The following is an 18,881-nucleotide window of genomic DNA, read 5'->3' on the forward strand; positions in this document are numbered from 1 at the left end:
CAGAAGAGTGTATGCCTGATAATCCTCTTATGAGGAAGCTGGCTGCTCTGTTTGCCCGGTGACTGGAGACGTGGTCTGGTCATGCGGATTGGGTGTTCCTCCCAGCATGCAGGCGTTGTAGTCCTCGACTTCTGGTTGTAGACAGGCCGTGATACATTCGTCTTCACTTAATCCTGCGAGCTCACAAGCATTTGCGGACCAAGGAATAACCGAAACAGTTAACGAAAGTAGTAGATATTTAATAGGATTATTCATAAGTAAAACCTCAATAAGTTAAGTGAATCTATTTATTTAAGATGTGAGGGGGACATTGATAATATTCTTATTTAAACGCTAATTAATGATATTTATACTGAATATATACAATGAGTTACCACATCACGAGAAGAGTATGTTGATAAAGTAAAAGGTTCAATTAACTAATACTCGCCCTAATCGGACTAAAGCATCGGAACAACCTGCAGATGGTTGGCGGCGGCGGCGGGGAGAGCAAGCATCGGCGTTACAGTTGCAACATTTAATCAGCAATATAAGGTTTTAATATGAAGAAGATAAAACCAGAAAAGTCGCTTTGGGTGATATTGGTGATTGCACCACTTATTTATTTATTGATCCCACCTTATTTAGTCGCTTATTTTTTCAAGTTATATAACTTGAATCCTTTCCATATAGCGTCTTTGCCACATTTTAATCCGTTCAAGGCCGAGCGTGGCATCCCATTATCACATACCTTTAGCTATCTTCTGGTTATGTGGTTGATTTTAAACATGGTTGTTTGCGTGCTTGTGGCAATGGTTTATCGGCTATTCTTTCGTTCAGATGATAATAAATAGTATTTTCGCTGCTTAATTTGATCCCTGATAACCTCCCGATTTTACTCAAAGGTGTTAGTCTTATACGGTAATTGAGGCTATATAATCCTTTCGTCAGCAATTACTTTGGGTAGACATTAGCTCCTCTCATCTGGCAACTGACGAACAGAGTGATGATAGCGTCCTCCATTTTTTACTACAGAGACCGTTATGCACATAACCTTACGTCAACTTGAAGTCTTTACTGAGGTGCTAAAGAGCGGCTCCACCACCCAGGCATCGGTTGTGCTGGCGCTTTCACAATCGGCAGTCAGCGCCGCCTTGGCGGATTTGGAAGGGCAATTAGGGGTGCAACTTTTTGATAGGGTCGGTAAGCGTTTAGTGACCAATGAGCATGGGCGTCTGCTTTACCCCAAAGCGCGTGCGCTACTCGATCAGTCGATTGAAATAGAACAACTTTTCTTACAGGATTTAGGTGCACTCCGCATTGCGGCCAGTAGCACTATTGGCAACTATATGTTGCCGGGCATGATTGCCAAGTATCGGCGTGATTTTCCTGGCACGCCGCTGGAACTGAATATTGGTAATACCCAGGATGTCATTGAAGCTGTAGCTGATTTTCGCGGAGATCTGGGGCTGATTGAAGGGCCGTGCCACATGCCAGAGCTATTGACACAGGCTTGGCAACGAGATGAATTGGTGGTGTTTGCGGCTCCTGATAATCCGCTATGTCATAAAATGCTGACCTTGGATGAGCTCGCCGATGCGGCTTGGATCTTAAGAGAGCGAGGCTCAGGTACAAGAGAAGTGCTCGACCATTTGCTGTTGGCAAAATTGCCGCATTTTAAATTAGTCATGGAACTGGGGAACTCAGAGGCCATTAAGCGGGCAGTGCGTTACGGCATGGGGATCAGCTGTTTATCGCGTCAGGTTATTGCTGATCAACTCGCCAACGGTGAACTGGTCGCGCTTAACATCCCTTTACCCCCCCTCTTTCGCACGCTATATCTGATTCATCATCGGCAAAAACACATCTCCAATGCTTTGCAACGTTTTCTGAGTTACTGTCAGGAAGAGACTTAAACTCGACCAGTGTATTAGCAACAGAGTAGGGAGGATTTTAAGTGTTTTACGCCAGTTAAAAAGGGGATTGTGGCCTGAATACCCTGTCAGTATGAGCTTATTCTGACAATTGAGCTTTTGCTAATAATTGGGCTGGGATCATGAAGGTATCTTATATCAGCGCATTGTTACTAACAGAGCCGGTGGGATTTGTTACAATCCCGCCTCATTTTTAAGGGCGGATTAGGGTAAGAATGACTCAGCAACATACTAAAATCCCAGCGCAGCAGGGTGCACAGCGCTTACGCCGAGAGCTTAAATCACGGCATCTAGCCATGATCGCTATCGGTGGTTCAATTGGTACCGGTCTATTTGTGGCCTCAGGGGCGACGGTATCACAGGCAGGCCCAGGTGGAGCATTGCTCTCCTATGCATTGATTGGCCTGATGGTTTATTTCTTGATGACCAGCCTGGGTGAACTGGCGGCATTTATGCCGGTATCCGGTTCATTCTCGACTTACGGCTCAAAATATGTTGAGGAAGGCTTCGGCTTCGCCCTCGGCTGGAACTACTGGTACAACTGGGCGGTGACTATTGCCGTTGACTTGGTTGCCGCACAATTAGTGATGAATTACTGGTTCCCGGACACCCCAGGCTGGATCTGGAGTGCGTTGTTCCTCGGCCTGATGTTTTTACTGAATTGGATATCAGTAAAAGGCTTTGGTGAAGCGGAATACTGGTTCTCACTGATTAAAGTGACCACAGTGATTATCTTCATCATTGTGGGCGTGATGATGATAAGCGGCATCATGAAGGGCGGCGAGAGTGCTGGTTGGCACAACTGGACTATTGGCGATGCACCGTTTGCCGGTGGTTTCTCCGCCATGATCGGGGTGGCAATGATTGTCGGTTTCTCTTTCCAGGGGACTGAACTTATCGGTATTGCTGCGGGCGAGTCAAAAGATCCGGGCAAGAACATTCCACGTGCGGTGCGCAAAGTGTTCTGGCGTATTTTGCTGTTCTATATCTTCGCTATCCTTATTATCAGTTTGATCATTCCGTACACCGACCCAAGTTTGTTACGTAATGATGTTAAAGATATCAGTGTCAGCCCATTCACCTTGGTATTCCAGAATGCAGGTCTGTTGTCAGCGGCTGCGGTGATGAATGCGGTTATCCTGACGGCGGTATTATCCGCAGGTAACTCAGGGATGTATGCTTCAACCCGTATGTTGTTTACGCTGGCTTCAGAAGGTAAGGCACCGCGTATTTTCGCCAAGCTTTCTAGCGGCGGTGTACCGCGTAATGCACTCTATGCGACGACTGTAGTGGCTGGCTTGTGCTTCTTGAGCTCGATGTTTGGTAACCAAACTGTCTATCTGTGGTTGCTTAATACCTCAGGGATGACGGGCTTTATTGCCTGGTTGGGGATTGCCATCAGTCATTACCGTTTCCGTCGCGGTTATATGATGCAGGGCCGTGATTTGAATGACTTACCTTATCAGTCAGGTTTCTTCCCATTAGGGCCGATTTTTGCTTTTGTGCTGTGCTTGATCATTACTTTGGGTCAGAACTATCAGGCATTCCTGCAAGATCGTATTGACTGGTATGGCGTCACCGCCACCTACATTGGTATTCCATTGTTCTTGGTCATTTGGTTTGGCTTTAAGCTGACCCGTGGTACTCGGGTAATCAAATACCAAGATATGGAATTCCCTAAATGGCGTGATGAGAGCCATGATGAGCAAGAACCAAAAAAGTCGGTACTGATTTCTGACTAACGCAACGACATCATGAGAGAAGGGCGATAATGTTATCGCCCTTTTTTACGTCCTCAAAATGAGTGTTATCTGCTCGATCTCCTGCAAATATTTTCGTTAACTTCCCCTTCACTCCCTCATTCTGCCATGGGTAAAATTAACCCTATTGATTAAATAATTTTATAAAACAAGCAGTTAAATATAATTATATGAAATCAGTTATAGTAATCTTATTGATAAGTATTATCGTTTGCTTTATTGTTAGCGCCATCTGATCAGAAAGTGTAAAGGGCATTGGGTCGCGTGAGTCTGAAGAGCGTTCTGCTGACACTCCTTGAGACTAATAATGGCCATGGCAGGTAGCAGACTTAAATGAGTGTATTGACTGAACCCATGACAGACACGCCGCAGCAAACTGATGTCAGCGTTATGGGCCGTTATAAGAATATTGTACGTCACCGCCTATTAATTATGAGCGTGTTGGTGTTGGCGATTGTCGACTGCTTGTTTTCATGCCTTATTTCACGCGGTGCATCCGCACTGTGATGTAAGGCATATATTTGAGCAGTAACTGATTTCATAAAATAAAAATTATGTATTAAGCAGGAATTGTTGGAAGCGCTATTGCTGCTTTGGTGAGCTATTGCCGATTTGTATAAAAATAATATTTGTCACCTGCCCGTCAGGCGGTATCGCTGCAGGCAAAAAGAACCTGATGGAAAGGCTCTGAGTAAATTTATATCTCATGGAGAACGTATAATGGCGAAGGCCAATAAGAGTTTTAGGAAATCTAATGCTGCGGCATTGGTAATAGCGACAATTATCTCATCTCAGGCATATGCCGCTGAAACCAATACCACAACAACAGATACCATGGTAGTCACGGCAACCGGCTTCCAGCAACGAATTCAAGACTCAGCAGCGTCTATTTCTGTTGTGACCCGCGAGCAAATAGAAAATAAAGCTTATCGTGATATTACTGATGCACTGAAAGATGTTCCGGGCGTGGTAGTGACGGGCGGCGGTAGTCACAGTGATATCAGTATTCGTGGTATGGCCGCGAAATACACCTTGATTCTGGTGGATGGTAAACGGGTTGATACCCGAGGCACACGGCCAAATAGCGATGGTTCAGGTATTGAACAGGGCTGGTTACCACCATTGGCGGCTATTGAGCGCATTGAGGTGGTTCGCGGCCCGATGTCCTCTTTATATGGCTCAGATGCCATGGGTGGGGTCATTAACGTTATTACCCGCAAAGTGGGCAAAGAGTGGCACGGAACCGTGCGTGCTGATGCAACTTTGCAAGAAGATTCTAAATCTGGTGATATTTATCAAACTAATGCCTATGCCTCTGGCCCATTAATTGACGGTTTACTGGGATTAAAAGTCAGCGGTCTGCTTTCTCATCGTAGTGAAGATAAAATTATCGATGGATATAATGAGCAGCGTCTAAGAAATGGTGCAGCGACATTTACCCTGACCCCAGATGACAAGAACGAACTTGATTTTGATATTGGTCATTATGTGCAAGACAGAAATTCTACTGCTGGGCGCTCAGTGGCATTAAATGGCAAAAGTAGTGATGTGCAATATGACCGCAATAATTATGCGATTACTCATCACGGCTATTATGATTTTGGTAATTCAACCAGCTATGTTCAGCGTGACGAAACCCGCAATCCATCGCGCGAAATGAAAAGTGTCGATAATGTCTTTAATAGCCAAACTTCATTCCTATTCGATAGCCACACATTAATTCTTGGCGGCCAATATCGTTACGAAGAATTATATGATGAAGGCAACCAATTAGTATCAGCGAGTGATTTGACCAAATTGACGCGCTGGAGTTGGGCACTATTTGCTGAAGATGAATGGCAGATGACCAATGATTTTGCCCTGACCGGCGGCATCCGCATGGATCAGGATGAAAACTATGGCACTCACTGGACACCACGTTTATATGGGGTCTGGCATCTGGCAGAGCAATGGACATTAAAAGGCGGGGTGTCCGGTGGCTATCGTTCACCTGATTTGCGTCAGGCCACTGAAAACTGGGGGCAAATCACCGGTGGTCGTGGTGATCCAGCGATCATTATTGGTAATGCCAACCTGAAACCAGAAAGAAGCATCAGCCAGGAAATTGGCATTCTCTGGGATGATCAGGAAGGGATGAATGCCGGTGTTACGCTATTTAATACTGATTTTAAAGATAAAATCACCGAAGTCCGCCGCTGTACGGATACCACGGGTAATGCGTCCGGCCAGTGTATGATTAATGGCACCAGCTATAAGTTTATTAGTGACCGTACCAACGTGGATAAAGCCATGACGCGCGGTGTGGAAGCCACCTTCGGCTGGGATATCAATAAAGAGTGGTCACTGACGTCCAACTATACCTTTACTCAATCTGAGCAGAAGAGCGGGCAGTTCTCTGGTCAGCCACTGAATCAGATGCCGAAACATATGCTGAACGGCACACTGAACTGGCAAGCGAGTGAAGAATTGGCCACCTGGATTCGGGCAAACTACCGGGGTAAAACCTCGGAATATCTTGACCGTACCAGTATGGGTACCCAAACCCCGTCTTATACTTTTGTTGATGTTGGGGCCAACTACCAACTGACCAAAGAGTTCCGTCTAATGGGCGGCGTCTACAACGTGCTGGATAAACGTGTGGATATTGAAGTTAACGATAAAGTGCTGGATGGGCGTCGTTATATGGTTGGGGCGAGCTACGATTTCTAATTCCCCTTTGTCCTTGGTGTCGCAGGGGGTTAGCTGCACTGACTCACCCGAGTCACTGACTTGAGTCGGCTCGTCGGGATGAGTTCGCTGGCTGCCAACTTGCGGCGATTTGATGTTGCAGGGGTTAGCGATATTGGCTGCCCCTGCGGCTTCATTAGCTCAGACCAATATCTATCACTTTCTGGAATGCCTGTCTCTGTGCCAGCTGTTGATACCAACGCTGTAAGTGCGGTAATTCCGGGCGCTCAATCTGCATATTAAACCAGGCATAGGCCTGGCACCCTAACGGAATATCACCGATACCGAACTGATCACCAGAAAGATAGGCTTGCTTGCTCAGGGCCGCATCAGCAATTGTCATCAATCTATTCAGTTGCTCAATACCTTGAGCTATTTTCACTTTATCTTGCTGTTCAGGTGCAGTGCGTACAAGCCCATGAAATACTGCCTTATATGGCTCCACGACACTGGACGACGCCCAATCCATCCATTTTTCGGCACTGGCTCGTTGCCGTGCATCTGGTAGATAAAGAGTATCTTCGCCATATTGCGCTGCCAAATAGCGCACAATTGTATTGGATTCCCACAAAATAAAATCGTCATCTTGTAAGCAAGGGATTAGGCCATTTGGGTTCAATGTGCGATAAAGTGGCTCATCGAGCTGGCCATACTGACCACCCACATCAATTCGCTCATAGCGGATACCTAACTCTTCCAAACACCACAGCACTTTTTTGACATTGGTCGAATTGTTCCGACCCCAGACCGTCAGCATATAACCCCCCTTTTTATTTAACGCCGTTGCCAATGATGGATATCCCAGTCATGCAAAATTGCCAAATCAACTAATTCGTTTCCCGGATTGATAACTGCAGCGCGATCGACATATTCCAACAGCGGTTTGTCATTGATGGAGTCACTGTAGCCATAAGTGTGCTGGAAATCTAACTGGGGTGACTCTGCGAGCCACTGTTTCAACCGATCGACTTTACCTTCACGATAAGTCAGGGTGCCGTATGTCTTGCCAGTGTAGCGGTTATTTTCCACTTCAACCCCGATAGACAAGGCCGCATTAGCAGAGAAATGCTGGGCGATTGGCGTGACCAAATGCTCGCCAGTAGCTGAAATAATGACAATGTAATCGCCACGATTACGGTGCCAGGTGAGCAATTTTCTAGCTTGCGGGTAAATACGCGGCAAAATATCACGCTCAATAAAACGCGCCACCCAGCCAGCCACTTCAGACGGATGTTTACCAATCAAGGGAGACAACGTTGACTCCATATAACAGGACATCGATAGGCTGCCTTGATAATACTGCTTCATTAAATATTGTTCTTGTTCTGCCAGTTCGATAGGCGCCAGCCCCTCATCAACTAACCAACGCAGCCATAGGCCAGAGCTGTCATCGCTTATCAGTGTTTCATCAAGGTCAAACAGGGCCAAATCCATTAAGCCACCTCCAGGTAGATAAATCGAATGAAGTGAAACTTAACAGTGCGTGTGCTGGACATCAGAAAATTCCCCACCGGAAAAACAACTATCAACCGTTAACCTAATACTTTCTACCCAAATAGGGAAGTTAAGTAGATTAGTCGGCAAATAAGACAGAACAATGAAATCTATTTCATTTATCTCATCGTACGGTAATCGTTTGCCATCACTCTTCCAACTCATTGAGTTATCGCAACTCTCTGAGGCTGACTTAATGGAACAGCACACACGGAGTTCAAATGGGTTGCCGCACCAACTTGAAATCGATTGGGCAAAGATCTCTGGGATAAAAATGAAAGAAATAACATAGAACGGATTGATATTGGTGTGCTGAGGGATTTGGGTGTTAATTGTTTATATCGTTTGGATATAGATTGTTAAATATCTAGTCGATAACGCGCTTAAAACAACTTTCACCCCTTACAGCTATGGAGCTGATTATGCTGATTCTTCGTTTGTATGGTTGTCCAGTCTTCATTGGTTCTGAGCAAAAAAAGCAGCCAACTGAACATTCTGGAGTGAAAAATGAGTCATCAACCCTTAAGCAATCAATTATTTACTCATCAATCTGCCGTTAATGCCGTATCCGCGAATACATTGCCTTTATTGGACCTTTCATTGCTGAATGGCAGTGACACTGAACGTCAGGCATTCTTGAGCGCCTTACGCCATGCCGCCCGCGATATTGGTTTTTTCTATCTTACCGGACATGGAATTGACCCCGCACTACTCAAGCAGATCCAAACCCTTTCACGTGAATTCTTTGCACTGCCAGATGAAGAAAAACGGGCGGTCGCCATGGTGCGCTCCCCGCATTTTCGCGGCTATAACCGCGCGGCTTCTGAGCTTACGCGCGGTCAGCCCGATTGGCGCGAACAGTTTGATATCGGTGCTGAGCGAACGCCATTACCGCAAACCCCCGGCACGCCAAGTTGGACGCGGCTGCAAGGCCCCAATCAGTGGCCCGAAGGATTACCCGAGCTAAAACCCGCATTGTTGCAATGGCAGCGGGAAATGACCGGTATGGCTCTGCGCTTGCTGCGCGCTTTTGCTCTGGCATTGAACTTGGATGAAAACGCCTTTGATGAGCTATATGGTGATAAACCCAACGAGCATATCAAGCTTATTCGCTATCCGGGGCGAGAAACCACACAAAGCGGACAGGGAGTCGGAGCTCATAAGGATTCAGGTTTTCTGAGCTTTTTATTGCAAGACCAACAACGTGGTTTGCAGGTGGAAGTGGAAGAGGGCCGCTGGATTGATGCGCTTCCGCAGGACGGCACCTTTGTCGTCAATATTGGTGAGTTGCTGGAGCTGGCCAGTAATGGATATTTACGCGCCACAGTACATCGGGTGGAAACCCCACCTGCGGGCTCTGACCGCCTGTCTATCGCTTTTTTCCTCGGTGCGCGCCTGGATGCCGTGGTGCCATTGTATCAACTGCCGGACTCTTTGGCGCTTGAAGCTCGTGGGCCAGCCAGTGATCCGCACAACCCGCTGTTTCGTGACGTCGGGCTTAATTATCTCAAAGGGCGTTTGCGCTCGCATCCGGATGTGGCCGAACGTTATTACCCGGAAACCCTTGGCTCTTGAAACCAACCCAATAGCGTTGGGTTAATTAATGATAAAAACTTATTTTTGGGATGATAATCATGACTAAGAAACCTGTTTCTGGCTGGATTCGTGTGGCATTACTGACCGCGTTGGGCTCCACTTTTACGTTATCAGCGCAGGCCGCTGACGCACTGCGGGTAGCCGCAGATCCTGTTCCTCATGCAGAAATTCTGCAATTTGTACAAAAACTGGACCCATCGTTAAATCTGAAAGTCATTGAGATCCCCAATGGTGTGAACTCCAATGAGTTGTTAGCGCACGGAGATGTGGATGCCAACTACTTCCAGCATGTTCCTTACTTGCACTCACAAGAGCAGGCGCTGGGGCAGAAATTTGCTGTTGCCGCCGTAGTACATATTGAGCCACTCGGCGTCTATTCTCATAAACACAAAACCTTGGCCGATGTGCCGGAGAATGGCACGGTGGCCGTGCCAAACAACGTCACGAACCTTAGCCGTGCACTCTATTTATTGCAAGATCAGGGGCTGATCACCTTGAAACCGGGCTTTACCGATCCGGCTAAAAATCAGGCAACACCTAAAGATATTGCCAGCAATCCAAAACACCTAAAAATCTTGGAGATTGAATCACCGCAGATTCCACGTTCTTTAGATGATGTTGATTTAGCTGTGATTAATGGCAACTATGCACTAGAGGCTGGGTTAAGCCCGGCAAAGGATGCATTGGGGCTGGAGAAAGCTACCGGTAACCCTTATGCCAATATTCTGGTCACCACGCCAGCATTGGCAACTGACCCGCGCATCAAACAACTGGCGAAAGATTTACAATCGCCAGAAGTGGCGAAGTTTATCACTGAGAAATATGCCGGTTCAGTTATCCCAGTGGCAGGCATTAAATCATGATTAGCATCGAACGCCTGAGTAAAACCTATCCGCAGGGAGGGCTGCCGATGGTGGCCCTGGAGGAGGTCTCGCTTGAGATCCCGACCGGCTCGGTGTTCGGGATTATTGGCCGCAGCGGGGCAGGTAAAAGTACCTTAATCCGCTGCCTTAATTTATTGGAACGGCCCACTTCGGGCCGTATTCAGGTTGATGGTCGCGAATTAACCACACTTTCTGATCGTGAGTTACGTGTACAGCGACAAAATATCGGCATGATCTTCCAGAATTTTCACTTACTTCATTCGCGTAATGTCTGGGACAACATTGCTGTGGGTTTGGAAATTATTGGCATGCCTAAACCGCAGCGCCAAAAACGTGTCGCAGAGTTATTAGATTTAGTGGGATTGAGTGATAAAGCCCATGCTTTCCCCTCTCAGTTATCCGGAGGGCAAAAGCAGCGTGTAGGTATTGCCAGGGCGCTGGCGGCAAAGCCTTCATATCTACTATCTGACGAGGCTACCAGTGCACTGGACCCAGAAACAACCGCCTCTATATTGGCACTGCTCAGCGATATTAATCGCCAGTTGGGGTTAACCATCGTGCTGATTACCCATGAGTTGGATGTGGTGAAATCTATCTGTGATAACGCGGCGTTACTTGAACGTGGGCGGGTGGCCGAAACCGGCGCTATTGCGGATTTACTGGCTTCTCCTCACTCCCGTTTAGGGCGCTCGTTACTACCCGCCCGTGGTCCGGCTTCTTTATCCGGCACACCGGTGGCGGAGCTTACCTTCTTTGATACGTTAGCAGCCTCGCCGGTGCTAAGTGAATTGGCACACCAACATGCTGTAGGCGTCACTTTGCTCGGGGGCGGAGTGGAATCGATTGGCGGGCAACGAGTCGGGCGTTTGCAGGTTGATTTCAGCCACCCAGACGGCGGGTTGAATTTGGCAGAAGTCCTACAATTTCTTAATGAGCGTGGTGTGAGGGCAGAGTTGATATGAACAACCACATGAGTTGGCAGGATCTGCTGGCACTGGTCGCTAATGCTACCGGAGAGACCATTTATATGGTGGTGATTGCCACCTTTTTTACCGTGCTGATTGGTTTGCCTTTAGGAGTATTATTATTTGTTTCACGTACTAATGGGGTATTACCTGCGCCTCGGCTAAATACCTTAATAGGGGCCATAGTGAATTTAGGGCGTTCAATGCCATTTGTAGTGTTACTCATTGCATTAATTCCCATTACCCGCTGGATTATCGGGACGACACTGGGCAGTACCGCCGCCATTGTGCCTATTACCCTTGGGGCGATTCCGTTTTTTGCTCGGGTGGTTGAAGCTGCTTTAGATGAGGTTGATAAAGGGCGAATTGAGGCCATTTTATCTATGGGGGGTTCTGCGCAGCATGTGATCCAAAAAGTGTTGTTGCCGGAAGCATTACCCGCTTTGTTGGCGGGGATAACTTTAACCATCGTCATGCTAGTGGGGTTCTCATCTATGGCGGGTGTCATCGGCGGTGGCGGCTTGGGTGATTTGGCTATTCGTTATGGTTATCAAAGATTTAATAATGAAGTGATGGTTGCGACTTTAATCATATTGGTGATTCTGGTTCAGGGTGTACAAAGCCTGGGTGACAAGTGGGTCAGGTCACTGGCTCATCGGCGCTAAGGTTTTTGCATGCTATTTTTTGTTTATCTCCCACTGTTTTCTTTCATTTCTTTTCTTCTCTGTCCATTCTGATGTTCTCTTTTGTACCTATCAAAATGATAGGTACAAAATTGAGGGATGAATGAATGGAATCTAATACACCTTTACGTTATCCGGGAATGACTGTCAGGGAGTTTCCGCTCAGCGCTATTTCAGCACGAAAAATAGTTAACGACTTGGCTATGAATCATACTGGTCATATTCGAATCAGCCGACATGCTAAGTAAAGGATGCCTGAACGGTGTGTCACGCTGCGGCAAATTTTGCATGTTTTTGCCAGTAAACACAGCCGATTTATCGAGGTACCACACCAAACTGCCACGGGTGATGCGATTGAAATAGTGACGGCACTGAAACGGCATGAGGACGACCCACCAGTGTTTGTTGTCACGGTGATGATTAAGTAAGAGAGAAAAAGTCATGTATCACTATACGGAGAGCGGTTTAACCACGGTATGGTTGGCTAATGGTTATCACTGTGATGTTATTGATGGTGAGCAGTTTACCAGTATTGATGATGTTGATGGTTTACATCGTCTAATTGACAAGATATTCGTTAACCGCTGTAACCCCTTAGCCGCCGATGAAATTCGTTTTATACGTATTGAAATGAATATGTCCCAGAAAGCACTTGCGGCATTACTCGGTGTAGATGTTCAGACGGTGGCTCGTTGGGAAAAAGAGCAAACCAACCTGCCACGAACAGCGGAAGTCTCTTTACGGGCGCTGTATGGGGAATCTATTAATGAGGCCAGTGGGGGGGCCATTTCTTAGGTACTCTGGCCGATTCTGCAGCACAGTAATCAATAGAAAAATTGATTTTTGAAGAGCGTGAACATAGATTGCAAAGAGCTGTTTAGTCTTTGGCTCTGTAAATATCACGGTAGGAATGGCATCCACTCCCACCGTATTTCTTGTTAAAAATTAACCGTTTAGCGCTTGAGCTAAATCTGCTATCAAATCCTCCGTATCTTCAATGCCGATGGATAACCGCAGTAATTGCGGGGTAATGCCGTGTTTGAGTCGGGTTTCTAAGGGGATTGAAGCATGGGTCATGCTGTAAGGCTGGCTGATTAAGCTCTCGACACCACCAAGACTTTCGGCCAGGGTAAACAGATGTGAGCGCTTAATCACCGCGCGGGCAAAGGCATCATCCGCTTTCAAGCGGACAGATATCATGCCACCAAAACCGGCCATCTGTTTGGCTGCTAAGGTATGTTGTGGATGACTTTTCAGTCCCGGATAATACACATTTTCCACTTGTGGCTGCTGTTCAAGCCATTCAGCGATGCGCTGAGCACTGTGATTATGTCGTGCCATACGCAGAGCCAGAGTGCGTAAACCGCGCAATGTCAGGAAACTGCTAAATGGATCTAAAATCCCTCCCACCGCGTTGTGCAAAAAGCCCAACTGCTCAGCCAGCTCAGGGTTATTCCCGACTGCCGCCACTCCGGCTACCACATCAGAATGGCCGTTAAGATATTTGGTGGCTGAATGCACCACAATATCAAAACCCAATTCCAAAGGGCGCTGAATGTAAGGCGAGGCAAAGGTATTGTCCGCCACAGTGATCAGGTGGTGCTTCTTGGCAATCTCAGCGATGGCAGCAAGGTCGGCCAGCTTTAACAATGGGTTAGTCGGTGTCTCCACCCAGATCATTTTGGTGTCAGGTAAAATGGCCTGTTCCAGCGCCGCGGTGTCCGCAGGAGAGACATAAGTCACGCGCAATCCGGCGGTGCGGCTGCGCACTTTCTCCAACAACCGGTACGTGCCACCATATAAATCATCAACTGCGATGATATGGCTGCCTTGATCCAGCAGTTCAAGCACAGTTGAACAAGCCGCCAGACCAGAAGCAAAGGCATAACCACGAATCCCACCCTCCAGTTCGGCAATGGCTTTTTCCAGTGCAGTACGAGTGGGGTTACCACTGCGGGAGTACTCATATCCGGTATGTTCACCGGGAGCCGGTTGTGCAAACGTGGATGTCGCGTAAATGGCGGGCATGACGGCACCGGTACTATCTGGGGTATAACCGGCGTGGACGGTCAGAGTATCGAACTTTGCCATAGTAAAAATCCTTAATAAGAGAAGGTTAAGCCAGCTTTTGACGCCAGGTATTCAAGACATCGGTGCGGGTAATTAGGCCCAGAAAGTGTTCACCATCCAGTACCACCGCGACATGACCCTCATTAAAAGTGGCCAGTAGTGAGTGGTAATCCGCCTCTTTTTGCAGTGTATGAACCTGACGTGTCATGGCGGTACTGACGGGTAATTTAAAATGGGTAGCATCGGTTTTGACTGCATTCAGGAGATCCCACTCATCAATCAGACCAACCACTTTTTCGCCGTCTAAGACCGGTAACTGTGAGATGTCATACAAGCGCATCCGCGCATGAGCGACTGCCAGTGTGTCTTGTGGTGTGACCGAGACTGTCGCGCCATCCTGATGGCTGTAAGTGATGTAATCGCGCAAATCGCCATGTTGAGGTTTACTGAGTAAACCTTGCTCCAGTAGCCAGTAGTCATTGAACATTTTTGATAGGTATTTATTTCCACTGTCACAGACAAAGGTCACGACCCGTTTAGGCGTAGTTTGCTCGCGGCAATAGCGCAGTGCCGCAGCCAGCAAGGTGCCGGTGGAAGATCCAGCTAAAACCCCTTCTTCGCGTAATAGGCTGCGAGCGGTGTTGAAAGCCTCAGCATCACCAATTTGATAGGATTTTTTTACCTGAGAGAAATTGCTCAGCGGCGGAATGAAATCCTCACCAATACCTTCGACTAACCAACTGCCCGCATCATTAATCTGCGAGCTGTTGACATAATCAGCCAAAATAGAACCGGCGGGATCAGCGAGCACAAATTCGGTTGTCGGCGAAACCTCAGCAAAATATTGGCTCAACCCACTCAAGGTGCCACTTGAACCGACACCTACCACGATGGCGTCGATCTGTTCCTCCATCTGCTGCCACAGTTCTGGGCCGGTGGATGTCCGGTGAGCTGCCGGATTCGCTGGGTTATTGAACTGGTCAATATAGAAAGCGCCGGGAATCTCCTGTGCCAGACGCAGGGCATAATCCTGATAATAAGCCGGATGACCTTTACCTACATCAGAGCGAGTGAGCAGCACTTGTGCGCCCAACGCCCGTAGATGGAAAATTTTCTCCTGACTCATTTTATCCGGTACCACCAAGACCAGCTTGTAGCCTTTGAGTGCCGCCACTAGCGCCAGCCCTAGGCCAGTATTGCCTGCAGTGGCTTCAATGATGGTACCACCAGGCAGCAACAGGCCATCTTGTTCAGCCTGTTCAATCATCGACAGCGCGACTCTATCTTTAATCGAACCGCCGGGGTTTTGATTTTCCAACTTCACAAACAATTGGCACGGGCCAGTATCAAAGCGGGTCAGTTCCAAAAGGGGGGTATGGCCGATAAGATCAAGCACCGAGCGAGGGATAGCCATTATTTTCTCCAGCCAAAAAAGAGTGGGTTCGGTTAACAACCTATGGCGGGATAATAGCGCTAGCGACTTAGGCACTAAAAAGAACAAATAACCCATTTATATTCCTTTTTGGAATATGATTATTGTTTTTTAGACGTTTGGGTGCTTAGCTGTAAAGACGTTTAGACAGGGAGATGGTTAGCCGTTTAGCCATCAATATTCATTGAAAAAGAACATCTTTACAAAACAAAACGTAAAACTATGCCCAATTGACTCGGCAATGGGATAAATTTAGAAAAGGTACTGAAGTATGACTAAGCTAGTATTTCAGTATCAGTGAAAAGATGTGACTTTTTCGCTAATTGGACTGTGGTTTGTTCTGGGAATACCACTTATTTCCGATTATTTGCAAGGATACTCTGGCGACCTCATGATGAAATTTACCCTCCCGTTTAAGATAAAAAAGTTTTCTTTCAGTGCCGGATTATTGCTTTTGGCACTGCCTGCTGCTGAGGCGGCTGACGCTCCGGCAGCTCCGGCGATAGATGCCAAAGCCTATGTATTGATGGACTATGACAGTGGGAAAGTGTTGGCTGAGGGGAACAGTGACCAACGCCTTGACCCGGCGAGTTTGACCAAAATTATGTCCAGCTATGTGATTGGACAGGCGATTAAAGCCGGTAAAGTTCATCCGGATGATTTAGTTACTGTTGGGAAAGATGCCTGGGCTACCGGTAATCCGGCTTTACGTGGCTCTTCACTGATGTTTTTGAAACCAGGCGATCAGGTAAAATTGTCCGATTTGAATAAAGGTATTGTTATTCAATCAGGTAATGATGCCAGCATCGCATTGGCGGATTATATCGCGGGGAGTCAGGATAGTTTCGTTGGTTTGATGAATAATTACGCCAAAGCACTAGGGCTGAATAATACCAACTTTATGACGGTGCATGGGCTTGATGCACCGGGGCAGTACAGTACCGCACATGATATGGCCGTATTAGGCCAAGCACTAATCCGTGATGTGCCCGAAGAATATGCGTTGCACAAAGAGAAAGAATTTACCTTTAATAAAATCCGCCAGATTAACCGTAACCGTCTGTTATGGAATACTAATCTCAACGTCGATGGGATGAAAACCGGCTATACCACCGGGGCGGGGCATAATCTGGTCGCTTCAGCGACCGACGGCCCAATGCGATTGATTTCTGTGGTGTTAGGTGCGCCCAGCGATAGAGTGCGTTTCAGTGAAAGTGAGAAACTTCTGACGTGGGGATTCCGTTTCTATGAAACAGTGGTACCGATTAAAGCCACGAAACCTTTTGTGACGCAAAAAGTGTGGTTTGGTGACACGGGGCAGGCTGAACTTGGTGTTGCACAAGATGCCGCCATCACCATCCCGAAAGGGCAAATGAAGAATTTGAAAGCCAGTTATAAGCTGGATCAGACTGAACTGCGCGCACCGCTGGCAAAGCATCAGGTGGTGGGGACGATAGATTTTCAGCTGGATGGCAAAACTATCGATCAGCGACCGCTGGTGGTATTAAACGAAGTCAAAGAGGGCGGCTTCTTTAGCCGTATCTGGGATTTTGTCATGATGAAAATTAACCAGTGGTTTGGCGGGATTTTTGGTTAATTTTAAGATGATTGAATAGGGCGGCTATCAAGTCGCCCAATTACCCTTCGTATTTGACGCCGCAGGGGTGTTAGCCGCGGGAGCTCACCCGAGTCACTGACTTGAGTCAGCTCATCGGGATTCGCTCTCTTGCTGCCTACCTGCAACATCAAGTCCTTTGGGTAAACCCTTCGTATTTGACGCCGCAGGGGGGTTAGCCGCGGGGGCTCACTCGAGTCACTGATTTGACCCGGAGAGCATCAGTTACAGGCGACGATCTTGATTGCCAGCCCACCGCGAGAAGTTTCGCGATATTTTGAGTTCATATCTTTACCGGTTTCATACATCGTTTCGATGACTTTATCCAGACAGACACTTGGCTCACTGGTTCGACGCAGCGCCATCCGAGCAGAGTTAACTGCCTGCACGGCGGAAATGGCATTACGCTCAATGCAAGGCACCTGAACTTGCCCAGCCACAGGGTCACAGGTCAGCCCTAGGTTATGCTCCATGGCGATTTCAGCGGCGATACAGACCTGAGCAGGGCTACCCCCCATTAACTCAGCCAAACCAGCTGCTGCCATTGAACAGGCAACCCCGACTTCCCCCTGGCACCCCACTTCTGCGCCAGAAATGGATGCGTTCATTTTATACAGCGCACCAATAACCCCCGAAACCAGGAAATAGCGACTGTAAGAGTTTTCATTCACTGGGCGAATGAATTTATCGTAATAAGCCAAAACCGCAGGAATAATACCGCAAGCCCCATTGGTTGGTGCTGTGACCACTCGTCCACCTGCCGCGTTTTCTTCGTTAACGGCTAAGGCATACATATTGATCCAATCAACCACCATCATTGGGTCAGCATTATGCTTATCTGTGGTGACCAGCATCCGGCGCAATGCAGCAGCGCGGCGTGGCACTTTCATCGGGCCGGGTAACAGACCTTCAGTATTAATACCGCGTTCAATCCCGGCACGCATCACATCCCAGATTGCCGCAAAGTGCGCGCTTATCTCGGCTTTACTGTGCAAAGCCAACTCATTTTGCATCACTAAGCCCGATAAAGATAAGCCGGTATCTTTACAGTGTTTTTGCAGGTCGCGGGCAGAATTGAAGGGATAGGGCACGGCCACTGCGTGGCTATCTTGCTGACCAAACTGAGTTTCATCGACAATAAACCCGCCGCCGATGGAGTAATAGGTTTTACTAAAAATACAGTCATCACCCGCGTGTGCACTGATGGACATGCCATTTTCATGTAGTGGCAAATTGGTTTCATGGAAGTTCATGCCGCCCATTGCCGGGAAATCAACCTCATGGCTGCCATTGGCCAGTAGCAGACGTCCCCGCGATTCTACATCGCGGATAAACCCTTGTATTGCATCAATATCAACGGTATCGGGCAAGTTCCCCGCTAGCCCCATGATAATGGCGATATCAGTATGGTGACCTTTACCAGTAAGAGACAAAGAGCCGTAAACATCAACAGTGATTCGGGTGACGGCAGGAAGATGTCCTAGTGTGATTAAATCATCGGTAAACAGCTTGCCGGCTTTCATTGGGCCGACGGTGTGGGAGCTGGATGGACCAATACCAATCTTGAAAATGTCAAAAACGCTGACCATATATTCGCCTCCTTCATGTTAAAGGCGTTATACCCATGCTGGGTAATATTATTAAAATGCTTACATTACCGTGGAATAGAGAGCCGGCGCGGACGCACCGGCTTTTGAAACAATTTACACAGTCAGATGATGGTTATGAGCTGGCCGTGGGCA

17 protein-coding genes and 1 pseudogene are annotated in these 18,881 nt (G+C 47.6%); 12 read left to right on the forward strand and 6 right to left on the reverse strand.

Going from position 1 to position 18,881, the window contains the following annotated elements; genetic code table 11:
• Positions 1–27: 27 nt before the first annotated feature.
• The gene (locus tag DJ58_RS23350; RefSeq protein WP_138070076.1) at positions 28–255 is read right to left on the reverse strand and encodes a hypothetical protein; all 228 of its coding nucleotides are present in this window, start codon (positions 253–255) and stop codon (positions 28–30) included.
• Between the two features lie 287 nt (positions 256–542).
• On the opposite strand from DJ58_RS23350, the gene DJ58_RS15710 reads away from it, so the two are divergent.
• The 5 genes and pseudogenes from DJ58_RS15710 (at position 543) to DJ58_RS15695 (ending at position 6,382) form a co-directional block, all read left to right on the forward strand.
• Positions 543–833: a hypothetical protein gene (locus tag DJ58_RS15710; protein WP_032911516.1), complete on the forward strand. Its 291-nt coding sequence runs from the start codon at positions 543–545 to the stop codon at positions 831–833.
• A gap of 189 nt (positions 834–1,022) precedes the next feature.
• A complete protein-coding gene (gene yieE / locus DJ58_RS15705) occupies positions 1,023–1,895 on the forward strand; it encodes a DNA-binding transcriptional regulator YeiE (protein ID WP_032913207.1) in 873 nt (290 codons plus the stop codon).
• 233 nt (positions 1,896–2,128) lie between these two features.
• Positions 2,129–3,655, forward strand: coding sequence for an amino acid permease (locus tag DJ58_RS15700; RefSeq protein WP_004710817.1), 1,527 nt, complete (start codon positions 2,129–2,131; stop codon positions 3,653–3,655).
• A gap of 351 nt (positions 3,656–4,006) precedes the next feature.
• Positions 4,007–4,141 (forward strand): annotated as a pseudogene (locus DJ58_RS23355) (iron ABC transporter permease); the annotation flags it as partial.
• Between the two features lie 252 nt (positions 4,142–4,393).
• Complete coding sequence (locus tag DJ58_RS15695) at positions 4,394–6,382, forward strand: ligand-gated channel protein (RefSeq protein WP_004710814.1); 1,989 nt, start codon at positions 4,394–4,396, stop codon at positions 6,380–6,382.
• Between the two features lie 154 nt (positions 6,383–6,536).
• Here the strand turns inward: DJ58_RS15695 and DJ58_RS15690 are convergent, their stop codons facing one another.
• Complete coding sequence (locus tag DJ58_RS15690) at positions 6,537–7,157, reverse strand: glutathione S-transferase family protein (RefSeq protein ID WP_004710812.1); 621 nt, start codon at positions 7,155–7,157, stop codon at positions 6,537–6,539.
• Between the two features lie 17 nt (positions 7,158–7,174).
• Positions 7,175–7,834 carry an HAD family hydrolase gene (locus DJ58_RS15685; protein ID WP_004710810.1) on the reverse strand — a complete coding sequence of 220 codons (660 nt, stop codon included), beginning with the start codon at positions 7,832–7,834 and terminating at the stop codon, positions 7,175–7,177.
• Between the two features lie 567 nt (positions 7,835–8,401).
• On the opposite strand from DJ58_RS15685, the gene DJ58_RS15680 reads away from it, so the two are divergent.
• The 6 genes from DJ58_RS15680 (at position 8,402) to DJ58_RS15660 (ending at position 12,817) form a co-directional block, all read left to right on the forward strand.
• Entirely contained in the window at positions 8,402–9,469 is a 1,068-nt protein-coding gene (locus tag DJ58_RS15680) for an isopenicillin N synthase family dioxygenase (protein ID WP_004710804.1), read from the forward strand.
• A gap of 59 nt (positions 9,470–9,528) precedes the next feature.
• The gene (locus DJ58_RS15675) at positions 9,529–10,353 is read left to right on the forward strand and encodes a MetQ/NlpA family ABC transporter substrate-binding protein (RefSeq protein WP_004710802.1); all 825 of its coding nucleotides are present in this window, start codon (positions 9,529–9,531) and stop codon (positions 10,351–10,353) included.
• Positions 10,350–11,336: a methionine ABC transporter ATP-binding protein gene (locus tag DJ58_RS15670; protein ID WP_032911514.1), complete on the forward strand. Its 987-nt coding sequence runs from the start codon at positions 10,350–10,352 to the stop codon at positions 11,334–11,336. Before DJ58_RS15675 ends, DJ58_RS15670 begins: the two co-directional genes overlap by 4 nt.
• On the forward strand, positions 11,333–12,004 hold the full coding sequence (locus tag DJ58_RS15665) for a methionine ABC transporter permease (RefSeq protein ID WP_032911512.1): 672 nt from the start codon (positions 11,333–11,335) through the stop codon (positions 12,002–12,004). Before DJ58_RS15670 ends, DJ58_RS15665 begins: the two co-directional genes overlap by 4 nt.
• Before the next feature lie 269 nt (positions 12,005–12,273).
• Entirely contained in the window at positions 12,274–12,450 is a 177-nt protein-coding gene (locus DJ58_RS23855) for a hypothetical protein (RefSeq protein ID WP_004710799.1), read from the forward strand.
• Positions 12,451–12,463: 13 nt separating this feature from the next.
• Positions 12,464–12,817, forward strand: coding sequence for a helix-turn-helix domain-containing protein (locus DJ58_RS15660; protein ID WP_004710797.1), 354 nt, complete (start codon positions 12,464–12,466; stop codon positions 12,815–12,817).
• Between the two features lie 150 nt (positions 12,818–12,967).
• Here DJ58_RS15660 and DJ58_RS15655 read toward each other — a convergent pair whose 3' ends face one another.
• Entirely contained in the window at positions 12,968–14,113 is a 1,146-nt protein-coding gene (locus DJ58_RS15655) for a trans-sulfuration enzyme family protein (protein ID WP_004710795.1), read from the reverse strand.
• A 25-nt stretch (positions 14,114–14,138) separates the two neighbouring features.
• A complete protein-coding gene (locus DJ58_RS15650) occupies positions 14,139–15,506 on the reverse strand; it encodes a pyridoxal-phosphate dependent enzyme (protein ID WP_032911510.1) in 1,368 nt (455 codons plus the stop codon).
• Positions 15,507–15,915: 409 nt separating this feature from the next.
• Here DJ58_RS15650 and DJ58_RS15645 point away from each other — a divergent pair, with 409 nt between their 5' ends.
• Complete coding sequence (locus tag DJ58_RS15645) at positions 15,916–17,121, forward strand: serine hydrolase (protein ID WP_004710791.1); 1,206 nt, start codon at positions 15,916–15,918, stop codon at positions 17,119–17,121.
• 239 nt (positions 17,122–17,360) lie between these two features.
• Here the strand turns inward: DJ58_RS15645 and DJ58_RS15640 are convergent, their stop codons facing one another.
• A complete protein-coding gene (locus tag DJ58_RS15640) occupies positions 17,361–18,728 on the reverse strand; it encodes an L-serine ammonia-lyase (protein WP_004710789.1) in 1,368 nt (455 codons plus the stop codon).
• Positions 18,729–18,881: the final 153 nt, after the last annotated feature.

The organism is Yersinia frederiksenii ATCC 33641, from assembly GCF_000754805.1.
Classification (GTDB): domain Bacteria; phylum Pseudomonadota; class Gammaproteobacteria; order Enterobacterales; family Enterobacteriaceae; genus Yersinia; species Yersinia frederiksenii.

Excerpts from the sequence above, each read along its gene's own strand:
- DJ58_RS23350 (WP_138070076.1), bottom strand. The coding sequence starts at position 255 with ATGAATAATCCTATTAAATATCTACTACTTTCGTTAACTGTTTCGGTT.
- DJ58_RS15710 (WP_032911516.1), top strand. The coding sequence starts at position 543 with ATGAAGAAGATAAAACCAGAAAAGTCGCTTTGGGTGATATTGGTGATT.
- yieE (WP_032913207.1), top strand. The coding sequence starts at position 1,023 with ATGCACATAACCTTACGTCAACTTGAAGTCTTTACTGAGGTGCTAAAG.
- DJ58_RS15700 (WP_004710817.1), top strand. The coding sequence starts at position 2,129 with ATGACTCAGCAACATACTAAAATCCCAGCGCAGCAGGGTGCACAGCGC.
- DJ58_RS15695 (WP_004710814.1), top strand. The coding sequence starts at position 4,394 with ATGGCGAAGGCCAATAAGAGTTTTAGGAAATCTAATGCTGCGGCATTG.
- DJ58_RS15690 (WP_004710812.1), bottom strand. The coding sequence starts at position 7,157 with ATGCTGACGGTCTGGGGTCGGAACAATTCGACCAATGTCAAAAAAGTG.
- DJ58_RS15685 (WP_004710810.1), bottom strand. The coding sequence starts at position 7,834 with ATGGATTTGGCCCTGTTTGACCTTGATGAAACACTGATAAGCGATGAC.
- DJ58_RS15680 (WP_004710804.1), top strand. The coding sequence starts at position 8,402 with ATGAGTCATCAACCCTTAAGCAATCAATTATTTACTCATCAATCTGCC.
- DJ58_RS15675 (WP_004710802.1), top strand. The coding sequence starts at position 9,529 with ATGACTAAGAAACCTGTTTCTGGCTGGATTCGTGTGGCATTACTGACC.
- DJ58_RS15670 (WP_032911514.1), top strand. The coding sequence starts at position 10,350 with ATGATTAGCATCGAACGCCTGAGTAAAACCTATCCGCAGGGAGGGCTG.
- DJ58_RS15665 (WP_032911512.1), top strand. The coding sequence starts at position 11,333 with ATGAACAACCACATGAGTTGGCAGGATCTGCTGGCACTGGTCGCTAAT.
- DJ58_RS23855 (WP_004710799.1), top strand. The coding sequence starts at position 12,274 with ATGCCTGAACGGTGTGTCACGCTGCGGCAAATTTTGCATGTTTTTGCC.
- DJ58_RS15660 (WP_004710797.1), top strand. The coding sequence starts at position 12,464 with ATGTATCACTATACGGAGAGCGGTTTAACCACGGTATGGTTGGCTAAT.
- DJ58_RS15655 (WP_004710795.1), bottom strand. The coding sequence starts at position 14,113 with ATGGCAAAGTTCGATACTCTGACCGTCCACGCCGGTTATACCCCAGAT.
- DJ58_RS15650 (WP_032911510.1), bottom strand. The coding sequence starts at position 15,506 with ATGGCTATCCCTCGCTCGGTGCTTGATCTTATCGGCCATACCCCCCTT.
- DJ58_RS15645 (WP_004710791.1), top strand. The coding sequence starts at position 15,916 with ATGATGAAATTTACCCTCCCGTTTAAGATAAAAAAGTTTTCTTTCAGT.
- DJ58_RS15640 (WP_004710789.1), bottom strand. The coding sequence starts at position 18,728 with ATGGTCAGCGTTTTTGACATTTTCAAGATTGGTATTGGTCCATCCAGC.